Origin of the sequence: Bradyrhizobium elkanii WSM2783 (assembly GCF_000472865.1) — a bacterium.
Taxonomy (GTDB): domain Bacteria; phylum Pseudomonadota; class Alphaproteobacteria; order Rhizobiales; family Xanthobacteraceae; genus Bradyrhizobium; species Bradyrhizobium elkanii_A.
In genome coordinates, this window is the sequence record NZ_AXAP01000007.1 from 88,308 (window position 1) to 109,613 (window position 21,306).

The following is a 21,306-nucleotide window of genomic DNA, read 5'->3' on the forward strand; positions in this document are numbered from 1 at the left end:
TGCGTCGATCGGTCAATGTGCCCCCATGTTCGACTCGATGCTGATTCTGATCGCCTTCGCCTTCCTGCTTGCCGGTTTCGTCAAGGGAACGCTGGGGCTGGGCCTGCCTACGGTTTCCATGGGACTGCTGGCCGTGACGATGCCGCCCGCGCAGGCGATCTCGATCGTGATCGTGCCGGCGATCGTCACCAACATTTGGCAGACCTTCGTCGGCCCTTATCTGCGCGACATCCTCAAGCGGCTATGGCCGCTGATGCTCGGCACCGTGGTCGGCATCTGGCTGAATAGCGGGCTGCTGACCGGGCCTTATGCGCCCTATGGCACCGTCGTTCTTGGTCTCCTGCTCATCATCTATGCGGTCGTGGGCCTCAGCCGCTTCAGCTTGAAGGTCGCCCGCCGCGACGAGAAATGGATCGGCGGCATCGTCGGCGTCGTGACCGGGGTGATCTCGGCGGCGACAGGCGTGCAGGTGATTCCGTCGATGCCATTCATGCAGGCGATCGGCATGGAGAAGGACGAGCTGGTGCAGGCGCTCGGCCTGTTCTTCACCACCGCAACCGTCGCCCTCGCCTTCAATCTCACCGCCGCCGGCGTATTGACCGCCGCGACCGCGCTGCCCGGGGCGGTGGCGATGGTGGCGTCCTTCGTTGGCATGTTCGTCGGGCAGGCGGTGCGGTCACGGCTGCAGCCGGAGGCGTTCCGCCGCTGGTTCCTGATCGCGATGAGCCTGCTCGGGTTCTACCTCGCAGCCAGCGCGCTGGTGAAGATCCACGGCTAAGCCTCGAGGATTTCTCTAGCGCGTCTCCAGCATCGCCACCCGGAAGCCGAGATAGACGAACAGCCCGCCGAGCGTGCGGTTGATCCAGGCGATCACGCCGCTGGAGCGGCGGATCCGCATCGCCGCCCGCGCCGCAAAGGCCGCCACGCCGAAACACCACAGCGTGCCGTTGAAGACGAAGATCGCGCCGAGCAGCAGGAAGGCGGCGGTCTTGTGTGGCGAATCAGCCGCCACGAACTGCGGCAGGAAGGCGAGGAAGAACAGCGCCACCTTCGGATTGAGCGCATTGGTGAGCGCGCCCTGCCAGAACACCCGTCGCAGCGTCGGCGCCTCACCCTGAAGGGTGACATCGGCGATCACGCGCTGGCGTGACAACAGCATCTGGACGCCCGTGAACAGGAGATAGGCTGCGCCGACCCATTTGAGGGCGGTAAAGGCCAGTGAGGACGTCATCAGCAGCGCCGAAAGCCCGATCGCCGCGCCGAAGACATGAAAAAGGCAGCCACAGCTTATGCCGAGCGCGGCCGCCGCTCCGCCACGCCATCCGAGTTGCATGCTCCTGCCGATGATATAGGCGGTGTCTGGCCCCGGCGTCACGTTAAGCAGCAGCCCCGACAAGATGAAAAGCCATAGTTCGTGAATTCCGAGCATCGTCATCATCTCTCACGCGGACGTTGGCCAACGAACAAGGACAGCCGCTCCACATATTCCACGACATAAAAATCATGCAGCTAACATTTCCGGCGCCGTCCGCTGCCAATTCCGGAACGTTTGCATTACTATGATCTCAGGATCGGGCTTCCGCCAGGTACATCTTGTTTTATAAGGGTTGGAACGGTCGGCCGCGCACGCGGCGGTCACTGGCCGATTCCGGAGCATAGATACGGTTATGGAGAGACGGCTAGCTGCCATAGTCTGCGCCGATGTCGCCGGCTACTCGCGGATGATGGGCGCCGACGAGGCGGGCACGCATGCCGCCTTCAAAGCCCATCGGACCGCGATCCATCCGATCATCCTCAATCATGGCGGCCGTATTCTGAAGAACACCGGCGACGGCTTCCTGGTCGAATTTCCGAGCATCGTCGGAGCGCTGGAGGCCGCCATCGAGATGCAGATGCTGATGGCGGAGCGCAATAACCAGCTTCCCGCCGACCGTGTCATGCAGTTCCGGATGGGCATTCACATGGGCGATGTGATGGCCGACGAGGAGGAATTGTTCGGCGATGACGTCAACATCGCCGTCCGGCTCGAGACGGTCTCCCCGCCGGGCGGCTTGGCCGCTTCGGCCAAGGCCTATCACGAAGCCGGCAGGCACCTCAAAGCCACCTTGGTCAACACCGGCAGTCATCGTTTCAAGAATATCGCGGACCCCGTCGAGGTCTTCACCTGGGAGCCGGGCGGCCCGGAGGCGCCTGGGCGCCAGGTGCGGGATTCGTCGGGCCTGCCAGGGCAGTCGCGGACCGCGATCGTCGGCGTGCTTCCCTTCGCCAATTTGAGCGACTCCAGCGACGAGTATTTTTCCGACGGATTGACCGAAGACCTGATCCACGCGCTTTCGCTGCAGTCCTTCTATCGGGTGCTGAGCCGCAACTCGACATTCTCCTTCAAGGGCAAGAATGTGAGCACCCGCCTGATCGCCCGCGAGATCGACGCGACCTACCTGATCCAGGGCTCGGTGCGGCGCGCAGGGAGCAAGATCCGCGTGACCGCCGAGCTGATCGCGCCCGAGAACGGTGAGCAACTGTGGACCGGCCGCTATGACCGCGACATGGGCGATCTGTTCGCGATGCAGGACGAGATCACGACCAGCCTCTCTGCGGCGATCGCCACCGAAATATTCCGCGCCGAGGCTTCCGCGCCTGCCCGCCTTTCCAACGATGTCACCGCGTGGGATCGATTCCTGAAGGGCCTTTCCTACTACTACCGGCACACCAGGGAAGATTACGAGGCTTCCATTGCGCTGTTCAAGGAGGCGATCGCGCTCGATCCGACGCTTTCGATCGCGCATGCCTATCTCGCCACGATCCAGGTGCAGAGCATCCAGTTTGGGTGGCTCAAGCGCACGCGCGAATTGTGGACGTCAATCGTGAGCCTTGCGGAGGCCAGCGTTCGGCTCGACCCGCGCTCGTCCTTCGCCTTTCAGATCCTGTCCTATGTGCGGTCGGTGGAGGGACACTACGAGGCGGCTCTGGATGCGGCGAACCGCGCCGTGGCGCTCAACCCATACGACATGGGCGCGCGCGGCGTGCTTGGATATGTTCACCTCGTGAGCGGTGAGCACCGCCAGGCCATCGAGCTGTTTTCGATGGGGGCGCAGCGCGGCAACAGCGACCCACGTTACCAATGGGCAGCCTTGAACGCGTTCAGCCACTACCTCCTGGGACAATACGACGCGACCCTGTCCTGGGCACGCGAGCAGCTCTATATCAATCCGAACCATATGCCGGCGCTGGCGATCCGTGCCGCCGCGCTGGCTCAGCTGGGGCGGACCAAGGACGCGGCGGACGCGACCGGCGTTCTGATGTCCAACTATCCGACTTTCACCGTCGATCGACATTTGAAGAACTTCCATTGGAAGCAGCCGGCCGATATCCAACACTATCGTGAGGGGCTCCTGAAAGCCGGCGTACCGCTCGCCCGGCTGACCCTTGTCGAAAACCGGAAGTTTGCCGCCGAGTCGTGAATGAGCGCGCAGCCGAGCGCAGCGCCGTCCGGTCGCTCACCCACTTTGAGGGATTCAGCCAAACCTCGCCACACGCTGTAGTCGTGTAACACCCCGCCACCGCGCTTCGGTGGTTTGACCGCGCCGAAATGGCCGTCGCAGTTGTTCGACGATCAGGCCTGGAAGCTCAAGCCCGACCGCGTCGCCAAGGGCCGGGAGTTGTATGCCGAGATCTGCGTCGAATGCCATCTCGGTCCGGTCAATGACCCGTGTTCGACGCCCAATTTCCGGACAAGAGCTTCTGGTCGTCGCCGCGCTGGGACCGTACCGGCGAGAGCCCGGTGCTCGATCCCGTCCAGACGACGGCGGATGACATGGGAACTGACCCGGCGCAGGCCAGGATACTGACCACGCGAACCGTTCAGGTCCCTGGCTTCCTCGGCATCGATCCAGCGCGCGACCTCACGAAGTGGTGGGAATGTCCTGACCTTCAGCCGACTTCCTCGACGGAAATGTCCTACGCCCTCGGCTTGATGGTGACGGTGGACCTCGTCAGCCGGAAATGGATGGACGATCGGCACATCCCGTCGGCGCAGCAGAAGAAGCTCTGGGGCGAAAGAAAGAACTGCCCCAACCCTTCGCCGGCGCCGCGTTATCGCGCGCGGCCGCTGAACGGCATCTGGGCCACGGCGCCCTATCTGCACAACGGCTCCGTCGCCTCGCTCGAATGGCTGCTCCGACCCGCCGCCGAGCGTCCAAAAAAGTTCTGCGTGGGCGCGCGTGATTTCGACCCGGAGCATGTCGGCTTGGACGTGAAGAGCGACGAGACGTCGTGCAGGAATGGCCAGACGCTGTTCTCGGCGACCGATCGCGACGGAAAAGAGATCCACGGCAACAGTGTGAGCGGCCACTCGTTCGAGGGAGCCGCACCGTATCCGAAGGGCATCGTCGGCCGCGCGCTCGACAAGAATGAGCGCGAAGCCCTGATCGAATATCTGAAGACCTTGTAGCCGATCGAGGAAATATTCTACCCGAACAGCGGCGTGCCCGGCACGAAGGCGTCGAACGCCGCCCAGAACTGCGCGCGGTAGCGGTCCTGCTCCTGCAGGATCTCGTGCTTCGAGCCGGCGATCACGAGATGCGAGCCGGCGCGCAAGTGATAGGCGAACTCCTCGATCGCAGGCGTCGAGACCACGGTGTCGTTGCTCGCCGCCAGCATCAGGATCGGCTGGCGGATCTGCGAGGGATAGTAATATTCGCGGAACGTGCGCATCGCCTTGAAGGCGGTGTCGGCCCAGGCGACCGTCGGCGCGCCGAGCCCGAGCGTTGCGTCTTCTTCGAGGATCGCCGCGTTGCGCGCAAAGCGGACGGGATCGCTGGTAAGCGGATTGTTGATGAAGGGCGAAAGCCCGACCAGATCGTCGCTGCCGCCCGGAACGTAGCGTCCGCCCTGGCCGGCAAGCCGCATGATCCGCAGCAGCGCGGATGGGATAAATGAGGTGCGGCGTCCCGGCAGGTCGATCATCGGTGCCGACAGCACCATGCGATCGAACCAGCGTTTGCCGGCATGCGCGATGCGCAGCATCACGGCCCCGCCCATCGAATGCGCCAGCGCGAAATAGGGCGGCGGACAATCCGGCAGCACCACCTGCTGTATGAAGGTTTCGACGTCGATCTCGTAATCGGCAAAGCTGCGCACGTAGCCTTTGCGTGGATCGCGCAACTGCCGCGAGGAATGGCCCTGCCCGCGCCAATCGATCATCGCCACCGCAAAGCCGCGGTCGCGCAGATCGCGCACGGTCTCGAAATATTTCTCGATCATCTCGCTGCGGCCGGTGAACACGCAGACTGTCCCCTTGCGGCCCGGCGGCGGCGCCCATCGCGCAAAGCGCAATTCAGCGCGATCAGGCGTCTTGATGGTGCCGCTGACGACGTCTTCCGGAACCGGATTGGCTGGAATGGAGACGAGCGTCATGAAGGGGAACCGCAAGGTGAGAGACGGCGGGAATCAAGGGCGTGAGCGCCAAAAAGCGACGATATTTCCGCCTCTTGAACGCCTGATGGCCCCACCCATATCATCTTCGTCCAGGCCGCTACCAGTGTTTCGGAACCGGAACATCAGGCTGCACACAGACTAAAGCCCGGCCCGATGGCGGGCGGGCAATCGAATCAGTCGCTCATTGGAGGACTATCATGCGTACCTACGATCTGACCCCGTTCTATCGTTCCACCGTCGGCTTCGACCGCTTTTTCAACCTGCTCGATCAGGCGACTTCGGACGGCAGCCCCGGCTATCCCCCCTACAACATCGAGCGCACCGGCGAGAACGCCTACCGCATCAGCGTTGCGGTTTCCGGCTTCTCCGAGGCTGAGCTTTCCATCGTCGCGAAGGAAAACACGCTGACGATCAAGGGCGAGAAGACCGCCAACGAGAATGGCAAGGACAATACCAACGTTCTCTATCGCGGCATCGCCTCTCGGGCCTTTGAGCGCGCGTTCCAGCTCGCCGACTTCGTACAGGTGAAGAGCGCTTCGCTTGAGAACGGCCTGCTCCACGTCGACCTCATTCGCGAGATTCCCGAGGCCAAGAAACCGCGCAGCATTCCGATCACGACCGGCTCCGCCGCACCGCAGGTCGCCGACGGCTCCAAGGCCGCCGCCTAATCGCGGCAGCAGCTTCGGCAGATATTGGCCGAACGCAAAACGCCCCGGGAAACCGGGGCGTTTTTGTTTCCCCTCCGTCATTCCGGGATGCGCCGTCAGGCGCAGGCCCGGAATCCATTTGGCCACGGGTGTCGGCGGCGAAATGGATTCCGGGTTCGACGCTCACGCATCGCCCCGGAATGACAGGAACGTTTGCTACTCCAAGCCCTGCACCTGCGGCATTTCCTGGGTCGGCAGAATGATCGGCGCGGCGGCAGCAGCCGGCTTGACCTGGCCGACGGTCGGGGCGGCAGCCGGCGGAATGGCCTGCTGGGTCTCCGCGGGCTTCTGCTGCACGGCGGCTGATTGCTGGGCCGGTTCCGGCGCGCGCTTCGCGGCTAGCGGGTTCGGCCTGGGCTTCGGCACGGTCCGGCTCGCCACATGCGGAATCGGGGCCGGCGGCCGCGGCACGCTGCTGCGAACAGGGGTTGCCGGCGGCAACGGTCCGGCAGCGCCATAGGCGCCGCTCAGATCGCCTCGGTAATCGTCATCCATCCCGTCATCCGGAATGAAGCGGACGATACGCCCGCTGCGCGCGTCAATCACCAGCCTGCCGTCGCTGCCGCCGGGCTCGATGACCGCGATCGTGTAGACCAGCCCGTGCTGCCGCGGGATGCCGAGCGGCAGGAACCCGTTTTCGCGCAGCACGGCGTAGACTTCGATCGGCGGCAGCAGCCCGGGTTCGTAGGCTGGCCCATAGCGCGGCGCCGGCACCTCCGGCGGCATCGCCGCATAGGGGCCGTCGAAGTCGGACACGGTCACGACCAGCGGATTTTCGACGTGATTGGGCGCCAGCAACTGCGCATTGGCGGTCGGGGCCGCCAGAACGAGGCCCGCAGACAAGACCCATCCCGTAAACAGCTTCATCACCGGTAGCTCCTGTAAGACGCTGGGCGTGGAGCATTTTTGCCCTCTGGCGCCCGCGGGAAACTTCAGCGGCAATTCCGGCGGTCCTTGGGCCGGATCACGGCGCGTTTGCTTCAAATCGGGGGCGGCCCTCCCGTCGCGCACCGCGCAAAACTACATGCGGACGAGGACTCTCATGCGCTTGTGTGATAGAAAAAAATTTGGCAAGGTCGGAGTTAGGACAGTATAGCTGTCTTAATCGCGGAGCAATTCCCGGCATAGGGATTGCAACGGAAACTCGGCCCTTCGGGCTCCGAGAATGCTGCGGGCAAGGCCGTTCCTCAGGGACGTTGAACGCTCCTCGCCTGATTTAAGACATTGCGGCTCGCGGAGGACGAGCGGTGGCCCCGGTGGGTGCCGCAACGCCCAAGGTGCGCCAACGACCGTGAGGCCCTTTAGCCTTATTTGAGAGGAAACATGAGCGGGTCGGAATTCGAGCGCGAAACCATCGTGACAGAGACGTTGTCGGCGGCCGCAGCCTCGAAAGCGGACGAACCGGCGCGCGAACACGATTGGCGTCCCAAAGCCGAAGGCATGTACGACCCGAGCCTGGAGAAGGATGCCTGCGGCGTCGGCTTCATCGCCAACATCAAGGGCAAGCCCTCGCACCAGATCGTCTCCGACGCGCTGAACATTCTTTGCAACCTCGAGCACCGCGGCGCGGTCGGCGCCGATCCGCGCGCCGGTGACGGCGCCGGCATCCTGGTGCAGATCCCGCACGCTTTCTTCGCGCGCAAGGCGGCCGAGCTTGGCTTCAAGCTGCCGCAGCCGGGCGACTATGCAATCGGCGCGCTGTTCCTGCCGCGCGACGCCGCCTGGCGCAACGTCATCAAGAGCATCATCGCCGACGAGATCAAGAACGAGGGCTTCAAGCTGCTCGGCTGGCGCGACGTGCCGACCGACAACTCCTCCCTCGGCGTCACCGTGAAGCCGACCGAGCCCTATCACCTGCAGGTATTCATCGGCCGCAACGGCGTCGGCAAGACCGAGGACGAGTTCGAGCGCCGGCTCTACATCCTGCGCAAGTCGATCTCGCAGGCGATCTATCAGCGCCGCGATCGCGGCATGGCCGGCTACTACCCGGTCTCGTTCTCGTGCCGCACCGTGATCTACAAGGGCATGTTCCTGGCCGATCAGCTCGGCAAGTATTATCCCGACCTGCACGAGGACGATTTCGCGAGCGCGCTGGCGCTGGTGCACCAGCGCTTCTCGACCAACACCTTCCCGGCCTGGTCGCTGGCGCATCCCTATCGCATGATCGCCCATAACGGCGAGATCAACACGCTGCGCGGCAACGTCAACTGGATGGCGGCGCGGCAAGCTTCCGTGCATTCGGAGCTCTACGGCAAGGACATCAGCCGGCTCTGGCCGATTTCCTATGAAGGCCAGAGCGACACCGCCTGCTTCGACAACGCGCTCGAATTCCTGGTGCAGGGCGGCTACTCGCTGCCGCACGCGGTGATGATGATGATTCCGGAAGCGTGGGCCGGCAATCCCTTGATGGATGAAGAGCGCCGCGCCTTCTACGAATATCACGCCGCGATGATGGAGCCGTGGGACGGCCCGGCCGCGATCGCCTTCACCGACGGCCGCAAGATCGGCGCGACCTTGGATCGTAACGGGCTCCGCCCGGCGCGCTATCTGGTGACAAAAGACGACCGCATCGTGATGGCGTCCGAAATGGGCGTGCTGAAGATCCCGGAGGACCAGATCGTCACCAAGTGGCGGCTGCAGCCGGGCAAGATGCTGCTCGTCGATCTCGAGCAGGGCCGCCTCATTCCCGACGACGAGATCAAGGCCGATCTGGCCAAGAGCCATCCCTATCGCGACTGGCTGGCCCGCACCCAGATGCAGCTCGAAGAGTTGCCGGATGCGCCGACCAAGAGCGTGCGTTCGAACCTGCCGCTGCTCGACCGCCAGCAGGCATTCGGCTATTCGCAGGAAGACATCAACATCCTGATGACGCCGATGGCGGCAACCGGCGAAGAAGCCGCGGGCTCGATGGGCAACGACACGCCGATCTCGGCGCTGTCGGATAAGCCGAAGCCGCTGTTCACCTATTTCAAGCAGAACTTCGCGCAGGTGACGAACCCGCCGATCGACCCGATCCGCGAGGAGCTGGTGATGAGCCTCGTCTCGATCATCGGGCCGCGGCCGAACCTGTTCGACCTGCAGGGGCTCGCCTCGACCAAGCGCCTCGAAGTGCGCCAGCCGATCCTGACCGACGCGGATCTGGAGAAGATCCGCTCGATCTCCGATGTCGCCGAGACGCATTTCAAGTCGCGCACGCTGGACACCACCTTCCACGCCGGCTTCGGCGCTGCCGGCATGGAGCAGGTGCTGGATGAGCTCTGCGCGCGCGCCGAGGGCGCGGTGCGCGAAGGCATCAACATCATCATCCTGTCCGACCGCATGACGGGCACCGACCGCATCCCGATCCCCGCGCTGCTCGCCTGCGCCGCCGTGCATCATCATTTGATCCGCACCGGCTTGCGTACGTCGGTCGGCCTCGTGGTCGAATCCGGCGAGCCGCGCGAAGTGCACCATTTCGCCTGTCTCGCCGGCTACGGCGCGGAGGCGATCAATCCCTATCTCGCATTCGAGACCATCATCGCGATGAAGGACCGCCTGCCGGGCGGGCTCGACGACAAGGAGATCGTCAAGCGCTACATCAAGTCGATCGGCAAGGGCTTGCTCAAGGTGATGTCCAAGATGGGCATCTCGACCTACCAGTCCTATTGCGGCGCGCAGATCTTCGACGCCGTCGGACTGAAGGCCGATTTCGTCGGCAAGTATTTTGCCGGCACCCACACCCGCATCGAAGGCGTGGGGCTGGGTGAGATCGCCGAGGAAACCGCGCGTCGGCATGCCGATGCGTTCGGCGACGCCCAGGTCTACAAGACCGCGCTCGATGTCGGCGGCGAGTACGCTTACCGCACCCGCGGCGAGGATCACGCCTGGACCGCCGAGTCGGTCTCGACGCTGCAGCACGCCGTGCGCGGCAACTCGCTCGAGCGTTATCGCGCATTTGCCAAGATCCTGAACGAGCAGCAGGAGCGGCTGCTCACGCTGCGCGGCCTGTTCCGCATCAAGACTGCGGCGGAAGAGAAGCGCAAGCCGGTGAAGCTCGAGGAGGTCGAGCCGGCCAAGGAGATCGTCAAGCGCTTCTCCACGGGCGCGATGTCGTTCGGCTCGATCTCGCGCGAGGCGCACACCACGCTCGCGATCGCGATGAACCGGATCGGCGGCAAGTCCAACACCGGCGAAGGCGGCGAGGAATCCGATCGCTTCAAGCCGCTGCCGAACGGCGACAGCATGCGCTCGGCGATCAAGCAGGTCGCCTCGGGCCGCTTCGGCGTGACGACGGAATATCTCGTCAATTCCGACATGATGCAGATCAAGATGGCACAGGGCGCCAAGCCCGGCGAAGGCGGCCAGTTGCCCGGCCACAAGGTCGACGCGACGATCGCCCGCGTCCGCCATTCGACGCCCGGCGTCGGCCTGATCTCGCCGCCGCCGCACCACGACATCTATTCGATCGAGGACCTGGCGCAGCTGATCTACGACCTGAAGAACGTCAATCCGGACGGCGACGTGTCGGTCAAGCTCGTCTCCGAGATCGGCGTCGGCACGGTTGCCGCCGGTGTCGCGAAGGCGCGTGCCGACCATGTGACGATCGCGGGCTTCGAGGGCGGCACCGGTGCCTCGCCCCTCACCTCGATCAAGCATGCCGGCAGCCCGTGGGAGATCGGGCTCGCCGAAACTCACCAGACGCTGGTGCGCGAGCGGCTGCGCAGCCGCATCTCGGTGCAGGTCGACGGCGGCTTCCGCACCGGGCGTGATGTCGTGATCGGCGCGCTGCTCGGGGCCGACGAGTTCGGCTTCGCCACGGCGCCCTTGATCGCGGCCGGCTGCATCATGATGCGCAAGTGCCATCTCAACACCTGCCCGGTCGGCGTCGCTACCCAGGACCCGGTCCTGCGCAAGCGATTCACCGGCCAGCCCGAGCACGTGATCAACTACTTCTTCTTCGTCGCCGAGGAAGTGCGCGAGATCATGGCGACGCTCGGCTACCGGACGTTCGACGAGATGGTCGGCCAGACCCAGATGCTCGACCAGACCTCGCTGGTCGCGCATTGGAAAGCCAAGGGCCTCGATTTCTCGCGCCTGTTCGTGCGGCAGAAGGAGGAGAAGGGCCAGAAGATCTACCATTCGGAGGCCCAGAACCATCATCTTGAAGCCGTGCTCGACCGTCGCCTGATCGAGAAGGCCCGCGCCGCGCTCGACCGTGGCGCGCCGGTCAGAATCGAAGAGGAGATCAACAACACCGACCGCTCTGCCGGCGCGATGCTGTCGGGCCAGGTGGCGAAGATCTACGGCCATGAAGGCCTGCCGCTCGATACCATCCATGTCAGCCTCAAGGGTACCGCGGGCCAGGCATTCGGCGCGTGGCTTGCCAAGGGCGTCACCTTCGAGCTCGAAGGTGAAGGCAACGACTATGTCGGCAAGGGCCTTTCTGGTGGACGCCTCATCGTCAAGCCGCCGAAGAATTCCGGCATCGTGCCGGAGGAGTCGATCATCGTCGGCAACACAGTGATGTACGGCGCGGTCGAGGGCGAATGCTACTTCCGCGGCATCGCCGGCGAACGCTTCGCCGTGCGCAATTCCGGCGCGGTCGCGGTCGTCGAGGGCGCCGGCGATCATTGCTGCGAATACATGACCGGCGGCATCGTCGTCGTGCTCGGCAAGACCGGCCGGAACTTCGCGGCGGGCATGTCCGGCGGTATCGCCTATGTCCTGGACGAAGCCGGCGACTTCCCGAAACTGTGCAACCTCTCGATGGTCGAGCTGGAACCGGTGCTGTCGGAAGAGATGATCAACGCCGCCACCTATCACCATGCCGGCGATCTCGAGGCGCATGGCCGGGTCGACGTGTTCCAGAACCTGCTTGATTCCGATGTCGAACGGCTCCATGTGCTGGTCACGCGGCACGCCAAGCTGACCGGCTCGAAGAAAGCCGCCGAGATCCTGGCGGACTGGAAGGCGTGGCTGCCGAAATTCCGCAAGGTGATGCCGGTCGAGTACCGTCGCGCACTGAAGGAAATGAAGGCGAACGCCGACGCGGAGCCGAAAATCGCGATCGGAGCGTAGTCACAAGACCCTCATGGTGAGGAGGCGCAAAGCGCCGTCTTCGAACCATGAGGCCAGGATACCGGCCTTCATCCTTCGAGACGCGGCGCGAGCGCCGGTCCTCAGGATGAGGGTCTAACGGGGCGCGTGACGCGAGCCCGGATGACGAAACAAGACGAACCAGGTGCAGGGGCCTCAGGCTTAATGGGAAAGATCACAGGTTTCCTCGAGATCGAGCGGCACGACCGCAAGTACACGCCGGTCACCGAGCGGCTGAAGCATTTCCACGAGTTCGTCATTCCGCTCAGCGAGAAGGACCTCCGCGATCAGGCCGCGCGCTGCATGAACTGCGGCATTCCCTACTGCCACGGCACCGGCTCGGTCGCGCCGGGCACACCCGGCTGCCCGGTCAACAACCAGATCCCCGACTGGAACGACCTCGTCTATCAGGGCAATTGGGAAGAAGCCTCGCGCAACCTGCATTCGACCAACAACTTCCCCGAATTCACCGGCCGCATCTGTCCGGCGCCGTGCGAGGCGTCCTGCACGCTCAACATCGACGACAACCCCGTCACCATCAAGACCATCGAATGCGCGATCGTCGACCGCGCCTGGGACAATGGCTGGCTGAAGCCGGAAGTCCCGGCCGAGAAGACGGGCAAGAAGGTCGCGGTGATCGGCGCGGGGCCGGCGGGCATGGCCTGCGCGCAGCAGCTCGCGCGCGCCGGGCACGACGTGCATGTCTATGAGAAGTATGCCAAGGCGGGCGGCCTCCTTCGCTACGGCATTCCCGACTTCAAGATGGAGAAGGGCATTATCGATCGCCGCGTCACGCAAATGGAGGCCGAAGGCGTCACCTTCCATTACGGCGCCCAAGTCGGAGGCGATGCACCCGGCGCGATCGATCCAAGCGATCTGCAGAGCCAGTACGACGCGATCGCGCTGACCGGCGGCGCGGAAGCCCCGCGCGACCTCCCCATCCCCGGCCGCGATCTCGACGGCATCCATTTCGCGATGGACTTCCTGCCGCAGCAGAACCGCCGCGTCTCCGGCGAGCCGCTCAACGGCGCGACCGACATCCTGGCCAAGGACAAGCATGTGGTGGTGATCGGCGGCGGCGACACCGGCTCCGACTGCATCGGCACCTCGCTGCGCCAGGGCGCCAAGTCCGTGACCCAGCTCGAGATCATGGCGGCGCCGCCGGAGCGCGAGAACAAGGGCGTGACCTGGCCGAACTGGCCGTTGAAGATGCGGATCTCGTCGAGCCAGGCCGAAGGCGCGATCCGGGAATACGCCGTGCTGACCCAGAAGTTCGAGGGCACTGGCGGCAAGGTAAAGAAGCTGCACTGCATCAAGGTCGACGACAAGTTCAAGCCCCTGCCCGGCACCGAGTTCGTACTCGACGCCGAGCTCGTGCTGCTGGCGATGGGCTTCGTGCATCCCGTGCACGACGGCCTGCTCAAGCAGCTCGCGGTCGACCTCGACCAGCGCGGCAACGTCCGCGCCAACACGAGCGACTACCAGACCTCATTGCCCAACGTCTTCTCCGCCGGCGACATGCGCCGCGGCCAGTCGCTGGTGGTCTGGGCCATCCGCGAAGGCCGCCTCTGCGCCCGCGCGATCGACACGTTCCTGATGGGCAAGACGGATCTACCGCGGTAGTGCGCCGCGCCGGCACCACTCTCAACTGTCGTCACCCGCGAAGGCGGGTGACCCAGTATTCCATCAGCGTCGGAGCATAAGCCGAGAAGCTTCCGCGTACTGGATGCCCCGCCTGCGCGGGGCATGACGGAGAATGAGGCACCCGCTTTTTCCCTCAATTCTGCACCCTGACGCCCAGCAGCATGACCGTCGACTGGGAGCTCGATCCCGGCACGTTGGAGTCGAGGACGTCGTGACGGACGGTGCCCTTGATCCAGAGGCTGCGGGTCATCTTGTAGATGAGGTCGCCTGACAGCGAGTAGATCTTGTCCAGGCGGTTGTCGCCCTGGTAGTCGAGCGTGCCGTAGGTGAACCTGCCGATCGCGGTCAGCCAGCGGCGGAAGTCGTGATCGACCTCGACGGTGTAGGTGCGCGCCAGCACGCCTGATGTGCCGGGCAGCGTGGTCTCGGCGAGCTGGGTGTCGGAATAGAATTTGGCCGTCGTCAGCGGCGTCGCGGTCCAGGTCAGCGATGCCGTGGTGAGCAGGCCATCCAGCCGGTTCAGCCGCGGATCCTGATAGTTGCGGGCGGCGTAGCCGATCGAGACTTCGCCGAACAACAGCCGCGAGAACTCGAAGGACGAGCCGGCCTTCGCATAGCCGCCCACGGAATCCCGCGCGAAGCCCGAGCGGTCGAGCCGCAGATCATGGACGCGGCTGTCGCCCTGGATTTCCACGAACGGCTTGACCGCAGGGTTCACTTCGTAGCTGACGCGCGCGACGCCGCCGTACTGGCTGAAGTTGCGGTCATCGTTCGAGTCCAACGAGCCGTCGGTGAGCCTGGACCATTGGTAATCGGTGCGGTCGACGGTGGCTCCTGCGGAGACCTGCAGGCGATTGAAATTCTGGTCGACGCCGAAGGTGCCGCCGACCGTGGTGTAGATCGGGTACCTGGCGAGACCCGCCGGCACGTTCGGACTGCCGGGGATGTCGGTGGAGACGAGCAGCCGCGCCTGCCCCATCAGCCTTGTGTCACGGGTGACGTCGAGCCGCCCATCGATATGGCCGATGAAGTTGGGGCGATCGATATCGAGCGGCGCGGAGAGCGCTGTGCCATCGGCGTTCGGCGTCAGGTTTTGGGTGTAGCCGGTGAAGGAGCCGCGCAGGTCCGCGACCAGCGCGTGGCGCTCCCAGTTGGACACCGCCAGGAATTCCGGGGCGATCACGTAGGTCGGCGAGCCCTGTGGCACCGACAGCCGGCCAGGATTGGTTTCATAGCCGGCGCTGAGTTCAACCGCGGACTTGATCAGGAAGCTGCCGGCATAATCGCCGACCGCGCCGAATGGATCATCGTCGACCTTAAGCCGCTTGCGCGGCGGCTGGCCCACCACACTGCCGGCCATTGCCGGCGGCACCGGCGGCTTGTTGGCGGTCTCCGACGGCGGGATCGATAGGCGCAATTGTCCGGCCAGAGTCCTCGGCGGTGGCGCGGGCGGCGGCGTGCCGGGGCCGGGGGGCCGTTTCGGCCTCGCCTGCGCCGGATAATATTTCGGCTGCTGGCGTTTGCGGTTGAGCGAGTCATAGCCTGACGTCGAGGCGCCGTTCGCAGCCGGCAGGCCGTAAGACGGGACCTGGCCAATACGTGACGGCGCGCGGCCATCGCGATCCCGGTCACGCAATCGTGGATCGTTGAGCGGATCGGCCAGCTCTGCCGCGGTCCTGCGCAGGGGCGAATCAGGCGGCGCCACCTGGGTCGTGCGCGACGGGCTGAACAAATCGGGCGTGACCGTCTGGGCCTGCGCGAAGGGGCCGCTCACCGCGAGCGCGGCAAGGCACACGACAGGCGCGCGCAAATAGCGCGCGCGCCCAGCCCGGCCCCTTGCTCGCCCTCGTCCCACGATAGAAATACCTCAACAAATTCCTTGACTTACACGGCAAACGCGGAACGGGGCCGAGAACGTCCTTAATGGAGTTAAAACAATTATGGTTAATGGCTCGTTGAGAGCGGCTGGCCGCGTCGCCTGCCGCCGCCGGCCGTGCTAAGGGAGACGGCTCTGGGCGCACCGCCCCTCCCCCCTGGAAACAGACCTTCTGGTAAAGAGATATGGCCAAGCCCAAGCCGCTGATGCCGAAATCGTCGGACACCGAGCCCGCTGACGCCGCCGTACAATCGGCGCTGCGGACGCTGGAGGCGGAAGCCAGCGGTGTCGCCGCGATCGACGCCGCGCTCCGCTCCGACCTCGGGGCGCCCTTTGCCGCGGCGGCGGAGATGATCCGCAACGCCAAGGGACGGCTGATCGTCACCGGGCTCGGCAAATCAGGTCACATCGGCCGCAAGGTCGCGGCGACCTTTGCCTCCACCGGCACGCCGGCGTTCTTCGTCCATGCCGCCGAAGCGAGCCATGGCGATCTCGGCATGATCACCGCCGACGACGTCATCCTGGCGCTGTCATGGTCCGGCGAGCAGCCGGAGATGAAGAACCTGATCTCTTACGCCGCGCGCTTCGGCATTCCCGTGATCGCGATAACAGCGGAAAAGGGCTCGAGCCTGAGCAAGGCCGCCGATATCGCGCTGACGCTGCCGAAGGCGCGCGAGGCCTGCCCGCATAATCTGGCGCCGACCACCTCCTCGCTGATGATGCTCGCGCTCGGCGATGCGCTGGCGATTGCGCTGCTGGAAGGCCGCGGCTTCACCTCAACCGATTTCAGCGTGCTGCATCCCGGCGGCAAGCTCGGGGCGATGCTGAAATATACCCGCGACCTCATGCATGCCGGCGAGGCCGTGCCGCTGAAGCCGCTCGGCACCAGGATGTCGGACGCGCTGGTCGAGATGACCTCGAAGGGTTTTGGCTGTGTCGGCATCGTCGACCGCCGCAGCCATCTCGTCGGCATCGTCACCGACGGCGACCTCCGCCGCCATATGCGCTCCGACTTGATGACCGCCGTCGTCGACGACGTCATGACCAAGAATCCGAAAACCATCGGCCGCGACACGCTGGCCGGCGAGGCGCTGGAATTGTTGAATTCGTCGAAGGTCACCGCGCTGATCGTCGTCGACGCCGGCAAGCCGGTCGGCATCGTGCATTTCCACGACTTCCTGCGCGCGGGCGTGGCGTAGGCTGGCACTGGAAGATCGTAGGATGGGTAGAGCGCAGCGAAACCCATCGCGACGAAGCAAGCGGCGCCAATGATGGGTTTCGCTGCGCTCTACCCATCCTACGATTCCGTCGAACCGCGCACCGCTGTCGTCCCTGCGAAAGCAGGGAGCCATAACCACAGGCAGTTGTTGTAGTGCAAGCGGGTGGTTGCGCTTGAGGTTGTAGGGTGGGCAAAGCGAAGCGTGCCCACCATCCAACGCCGTGCTCGCGGTGGTGGGCACGCTTCGCTTTGCCCACCCTACGGCGTCGCCGCGAGTTCTGATCCAAATGTCAAACAGCGGAGGGGATGTGAGTTCGCGTTCTCGCGGCATGAACTGCCCGAGCTTTGCGTCACTTTCCACCCTCCTCGATATCAGAGGGCGCAGGGAAAGCCGGGTGCTGGTTGCACCCGTGGGTCCCGTGCAACAAAAAGCACGGGGGTAGGACCACAGGTTCAACCGAAGCATTCCGGCTTTCCCTGCGCGATGGTTTTACGGCTTACTTCGTGCTCTCCTCGGTGACCGGGCTTTCTTGCCACCGTCGCCCTTAGGGATGTTTCCATCCCCCAGGACTTAGCGCCAGCGTCGGGGCGCCAGGACCACACGACTTCGCCGTCCGTGATACGTGTGCTCGTCAGTCACACCCATCGCGTCCACCGCATCTCACCGCAACGTTCGTGACGATCGCGAGCCGCCCCTCTCTCGGGTGAGACGCGCGGAGTTAAATCACTGATTTGCCCGACGGCGAAAGCGGAATATTTTTCGCGCAGGGGATGGACAGACTTTGGGCTGATTTGCCCGTCGAGTTGATTTGTCGCACCCAAAGCATCCACGTCGTCATTGCGAGCCAGCGGGGCGCGCGTTCGCGCGACCCGCTGGCTCGCAATGACGGCGGCTGTCATGCCGGGGCGATGCGATAGCATCGAGCTATGATGTGCAATTGCACATCGGAGAATCCATTTTTCCGCTTGCGCAAGTGGACGAATGGATTCCGGGCTCGCGCTTCGCGCGCCCCGGAATGACGGTGGGATTTTGCGGCGAGGGAATGACGGATTACGCTGTTCGCGCGGGAGGACGCGGGGGGAAAAGCCAATCCGCCCTGCATCACTACGCCGCCGCCACCGTCAAACTGGCGCCGTCGGCGCTGACAACCTTGACGCGGCTGCCGGCTGGGGCGTCGGGGCCGGCGACGCGCCAGATCGTGTCATCGATCCGTACCGTGCCTGAGCCGTCGATGATCGGCTTCTCCAGCGTGAACTCGCGGCCGATCAGGGCTTCGGTGCGCCGGTTGAGGAATGGGCTGCTCGCTCTCGCCGAGGTCCCGCTCTTGGCGAAGTGCCGCCATGCCGGCACGGCAGCGACCGCGAACGCGGCGAACATCAGGAACTGCGTCTGCCAAAGCGGATTGATGACGAACGACACCAGTCCGACCATGAGTGCTGATAGCCCGAGCCAGAACAGGAACACGCCGGGCGCCGCCAATTCCAGCGCCATCAGGATGAAGCCGAAGATCAGCCAGTTCCAGTTACCCAGTGTCGAAAACATCTCGGTCATGACACGACCTCTAATTCCGCAGACGCAATGCTAGCACGCCCGCGCCCTCACCGCTCCGGCGCGATTGGCGGCGGCGTCGGGCCGGCCGGCGGCACCGAGGAGCGGCGCGCGGCGGCGGCTGCTGAAGCTGTGCTTTCGCCGAAGGTGGCGCGCGCGATCTCGCCGATGCCGGCAAGCGAGCCGAGCACGCTCGATGCCTCGATCGGCAGCATCACGATCTTCTGGTTCGGCGCTTCCGCCAACTGCCCGAACGCCTTGATGTACTTGTCGGCGATGAAGTAGTTCAGTGCGGCGACGTCGCCCCTCGCGATCGCTTCGGACACCATCTGCGTTGCCTTCGCCTCAGCCTCCGCCAGTCGCTCGCGCGCTTCGGCGTCGCGGAAGGCGGCTTCGCGGCGGCCTTCGGCCTGCAGGATTTGTCCCTGCTTGGCACCCTCGGCGCGCAAAATCTCCGATTGCCGCTGGCCTTCCGCCTGCAGGATGTCGGCGCGCTTGACGCGCTCGGCCTTCATCTGCCGGCCCATCGCCTCCACGAGATCCGCCGGCGGCACGATGTCCTTGATCTCGATGCGATTGACCTTGACGCCCCAGGGCGAGACCGCGGCGTCGACGACGCGGAGCAGCCGCTCGTTGATCTCATCGCGATGCGACAGCACCTGGTCGAGGTCCATCGAACCCATCACCGAGCGGATGTTGGTCATGGTCAGCACCGTGATCGCCTGGTGCAAATTGGCGACTTCGTAGCTCGCCTTCGCGGCGTCGAACACCTGGAAGAAGGCAACGCCGTCAACGGTGACGGTGGCATTGTCCTTGGTGATCACCTCCTGCTCGGGGATGTCGATCACCTGCTCCATCATATTCATCTTGCGCCCGATGCGGTCGAAATAGGGCACGATGAGATTGAGGCCGGGGAGCAACGTGCGGGTGTATTTGCCGAAGCGCTCGATGGTCCAGCCATAGCCCTGCGGAACGGTCTTGACCCCGGCGAACAGCGTGACGATGACGAGCAGAACAAGGGCGATGGCGAAAATGTCGAAACCACTCATAAAGTCCTCCAAGACCGGCGAAAGCCGGCGCGGCCCTGCATTTGGTCTGCAAAACCGCAACGCCGGTTCAGCCGGCTGTTGGTTGACACATAGTTAAGGAGCGGTTTGCGAGGCTGCCAGATATAGCCTGCGAACGTAAATGATGTGTCAGGCGCTGCGCTCGACTTCGCCTCTCCCGCTTGCGGGAGAGGGAGCGTACCGTGGTCCCAACTCGGCTAAATCCAGCCCTGGAGTTCGCGCAGCACGAGTTGGCGGATCACGTCCATGCCGGGCTCGCTGTCGTTCAGGCAGGGAATCGCCGCAAACTGCTCGCCGCCATTTTGCTTGAAGATGTGCGCGTTCTCCTGCGCGATCTCTTCCAGCGTCTCCAGACAGTCGGCGGAGAAACCGGGCGTGACGACGGCAATTCGTCGCACGCCGTCCTTGGCGAGCTTTTCGACGGTCTTGTCGGTATAGGGCTGCAGCCAGACATCGTTGCCGAAGCGCGACTGGAAGGTCAGCATCAGCCTGGAGGCATCGAGCCCGAGGCGCTTGCGCAGGCTTTCCGTCGTGGCGACGCACTGGGCGAAATAGGGATCACCCTGATCGACATATTTCTGCGGCATGCCGTGGAAGGAGGCCAGGATCAATTCCGGCTCGAACGGCAGCGTCGCCAGGTGCGCGTTGATCGAAACCGAGAGCGCGTCGATATAGACAGGATCGTCATAGTATGGCGAGGACACCCGCAAGGTCGGCTGCGCACGCAAGCTGGAGAGCACCCGGAACGCCTCGTCGCAGACGGTCGCCGATGTCGCGGCGGAATATTGCGGATAGAGCGGCACCACCAACAGCCGGTTACAGCCCTGCGCCGTCAGCGCCTCGATCCCCGCCCGGATCGAGGGATTGCCGTAGCGCATCGCCCAATCGACCACGACATGATCTTCCCCGATCGCCGCCGCTAGCTTCTCGGCCTGCGACCGCGTGATCGTCTTCAGCGGCGACTCGTCCTTCTCGGTATTCCAGATCTTCCGGTAGTCGAGAGCCTTGGTGCGCGGCCGCGTGCGCAGGATGATGCCGTTGAGGATCAGCTTCCACAGCAGCCCCTGATCCTCGATCACGCGCGGGTCGGAGAGGAATTCCCTCAAATAGACCCGCACGCCCGGGGCGTCGGCGGTGTCGGGCGTGCCGAGATTGACCAGCAGCACGCCGATGCGATCCGGCTGGGCTTGCGCTGCCGGCGTCGTGTTTCGGACTGGGACGGCCACGGTCATGACGGCCGTGGCTTCGCGCGTTGCCCCATTCTTGTCAAGACAACGCACCGTTAGCTAGGCTCCCCTCCGCAATGCGGGGGAGGAACCATGACGGTTGCCGAATGGTGCGTGTTCGGAACGTTGATGCTGTATCTGTTGACGCTCGCAGCCGCCAAGTGGACTGCGAGCGGCCGTTTCGACAATTCCAACCCGCGCGATCCCGCCTTCTACGACGACCCGATCCGGGCCCGCGCGCTCGGCGCCCACCAGAACGGGATCGAGGCGTTTCCGTTCTTCGCCTTCGCCGTGCTGCTCGCCGAATTCCGCGTGGGACCGTTACGGCTGATCGATGAGCTCGCGGTGCTGTTCCTGATCGTGCGGATCGCTTACGTCTTCACCTATCTCGGCAACCGTCCAACCCTGCGCTCGATCCTCTGGACCATCGGTTTTACGATCAATGTCGCGATTTTTTTCCTGCCGATGATAAGGGGGTATTTGACGGTCTAAGTTCTCCCACTTGCG

15 protein-coding genes are annotated in these 21,306 nt (G+C 64.4%); 8 read left to right on the top strand and 7 right to left on the bottom strand.

Going from position 1 to position 21,306, the window contains the following annotated elements; genetic code table 11:
- The first annotated feature begins 25 nt into the window (after positions 1-25).
- Entirely contained in the window at positions 26-778 is a 753-nt protein-coding gene (locus tag YY7_RS0109150; protein WP_028162969.1) for a sulfite exporter TauE/SafE family protein, read from the top strand.
- A 15-nt stretch (positions 779-793) separates the two neighbouring features.
- On the opposite strand, the gene YY7_RS0109155 is transcribed toward YY7_RS0109150, so the two are convergent.
- The gene (locus YY7_RS0109155; RefSeq protein ID WP_028162970.1) at positions 794-1,429 is read right to left on the bottom strand and encodes a LysE family translocator; all 636 of its coding nucleotides are present in this window, start codon (positions 1,427-1,429) and stop codon (positions 794-796) included.
- A 238-nt stretch (positions 1,430-1,667) separates the two neighbouring features.
- Here YY7_RS0109155 and YY7_RS0109160 point away from each other — a divergent pair, with 238 nt between their 5' ends.
- Both YY7_RS0109160 and YY7_RS0109165 read left to right on the top strand, forming a co-directional pair.
- Complete coding sequence (locus YY7_RS0109160) at positions 1,668-3,461, top strand: adenylate/guanylate cyclase domain-containing protein (protein ID WP_028162971.1); 1,794 nt, start codon at positions 1,668-1,670, stop codon at positions 3,459-3,461.
- A 248-nt stretch (positions 3,462-3,709) separates the two neighbouring features.
- Positions 3,710-4,450, top strand: coding sequence for a di-heme-cytochrome C peroxidase (locus YY7_RS0109165; RefSeq protein WP_028162972.1), 741 nt, complete (start codon positions 3,710-3,712; stop codon positions 4,448-4,450).
- Positions 4,451-4,467: 17 nt separating this feature from the next.
- On the opposite strand, the gene YY7_RS0109170 is transcribed toward YY7_RS0109165, so the two are convergent.
- The gene (locus YY7_RS0109170) at positions 4,468-5,415 is read right to left on the bottom strand and encodes an alpha/beta fold hydrolase (protein WP_028162973.1); all 948 of its coding nucleotides are present in this window, start codon (positions 5,413-5,415) and stop codon (positions 4,468-4,470) included.
- A gap of 218 nt (positions 5,416-5,633) precedes the next feature.
- On the opposite strand from YY7_RS0109170, the gene YY7_RS0109175 reads away from it, so the two are divergent.
- Positions 5,634-6,104 carry an Hsp20 family protein gene (locus tag YY7_RS0109175; RefSeq protein ID WP_028162974.1) on the top strand — a complete coding sequence of 157 codons (471 nt, stop codon included), beginning with the start codon at positions 5,634-5,636 and terminating at the stop codon, positions 6,102-6,104.
- Between the two features lie 195 nt (positions 6,105-6,299).
- On the opposite strand, the gene YY7_RS0109180 is transcribed toward YY7_RS0109175, so the two are convergent.
- Positions 6,300-7,010, bottom strand: a complete 711-nt coding sequence (locus YY7_RS0109180) for a hypothetical protein (protein WP_028162975.1) — start codon at positions 7,008-7,010, stop codon at positions 6,300-6,302.
- Between the two features lie 456 nt (positions 7,011-7,466).
- Between YY7_RS0109180 and gltB the strand changes: the two genes are divergently transcribed.
- Positions 7,467-12,200, top strand: a complete 4,734-nt coding sequence (gene gltB, locus YY7_RS0109185; protein ID WP_028162976.1) for a glutamate synthase large subunit — start codon at positions 7,467-7,469, stop codon at positions 12,198-12,200.
- Positions 12,201-12,383: 183 nt separating this feature from the next.
- Positions 12,384-13,841 (top strand): glutamate synthase subunit beta, encoded by a 1,458-nt coding sequence (locus YY7_RS0109190; protein ID WP_028162977.1) that lies wholly within the window; start codon positions 12,384-12,386, stop codon positions 13,839-13,841.
- Between the two features lie 154 nt (positions 13,842-13,995).
- On the opposite strand, the gene YY7_RS0109195 is transcribed toward YY7_RS0109190, so the two are convergent.
- Positions 13,996-15,717, bottom strand: coding sequence for an outer membrane beta-barrel protein (locus YY7_RS0109195; RefSeq protein ID WP_035689639.1), 1,722 nt, complete (start codon positions 15,715-15,717; stop codon positions 13,996-13,998).
- 206 nt (positions 15,718-15,923) lie between these two features.
- On the opposite strand from YY7_RS0109195, the gene YY7_RS0109200 reads away from it, so the two are divergent.
- Positions 15,924-16,937 (top strand): KpsF/GutQ family sugar-phosphate isomerase, encoded by a 1,014-nt coding sequence (locus tag YY7_RS0109200; protein WP_028162979.1) that lies wholly within the window; start codon positions 15,924-15,926, stop codon positions 16,935-16,937.
- Between the two features lie 1,125 nt (positions 16,938-18,062).
- Here the strand turns inward: YY7_RS0109200 and YY7_RS0109205 are convergent.
- The 3 genes from YY7_RS0109205 to hemH form a co-directional block, all read right to left on the bottom strand.
- A complete protein-coding gene (locus tag YY7_RS0109205) occupies positions 18,063-18,509 on the bottom strand; it encodes an NfeD family protein (protein ID WP_028162980.1) in 447 nt (148 codons plus the stop codon).
- Positions 18,510-18,556: 47 nt separating this feature from the next.
- Entirely contained in the window at positions 18,557-19,555 is a 999-nt protein-coding gene (locus YY7_RS0109210; protein WP_028162981.1) for an SPFH domain-containing protein, read from the bottom strand.
- A gap of 215 nt (positions 19,556-19,770) precedes the next feature.
- Positions 19,771-20,805 carry a ferrochelatase gene (hemH, locus tag YY7_RS0109215; protein ID WP_028162982.1) on the bottom strand — a complete coding sequence of 345 codons (1,035 nt, stop codon included), beginning with the start codon at positions 20,803-20,805 and terminating at the stop codon, positions 19,771-19,773.
- Between the two features lie 87 nt (positions 20,806-20,892).
- Between hemH and YY7_RS0109220 the strand changes: the two genes are divergently transcribed.
- Positions 20,893-21,291: an MAPEG family protein gene (locus YY7_RS0109220; protein WP_028162983.1), complete on the top strand. Its 399-nt coding sequence runs from the start codon at positions 20,893-20,895 to the stop codon at positions 21,289-21,291.
- The last annotated feature ends 15 nt before the right edge of the window (positions 21,292-21,306 follow it).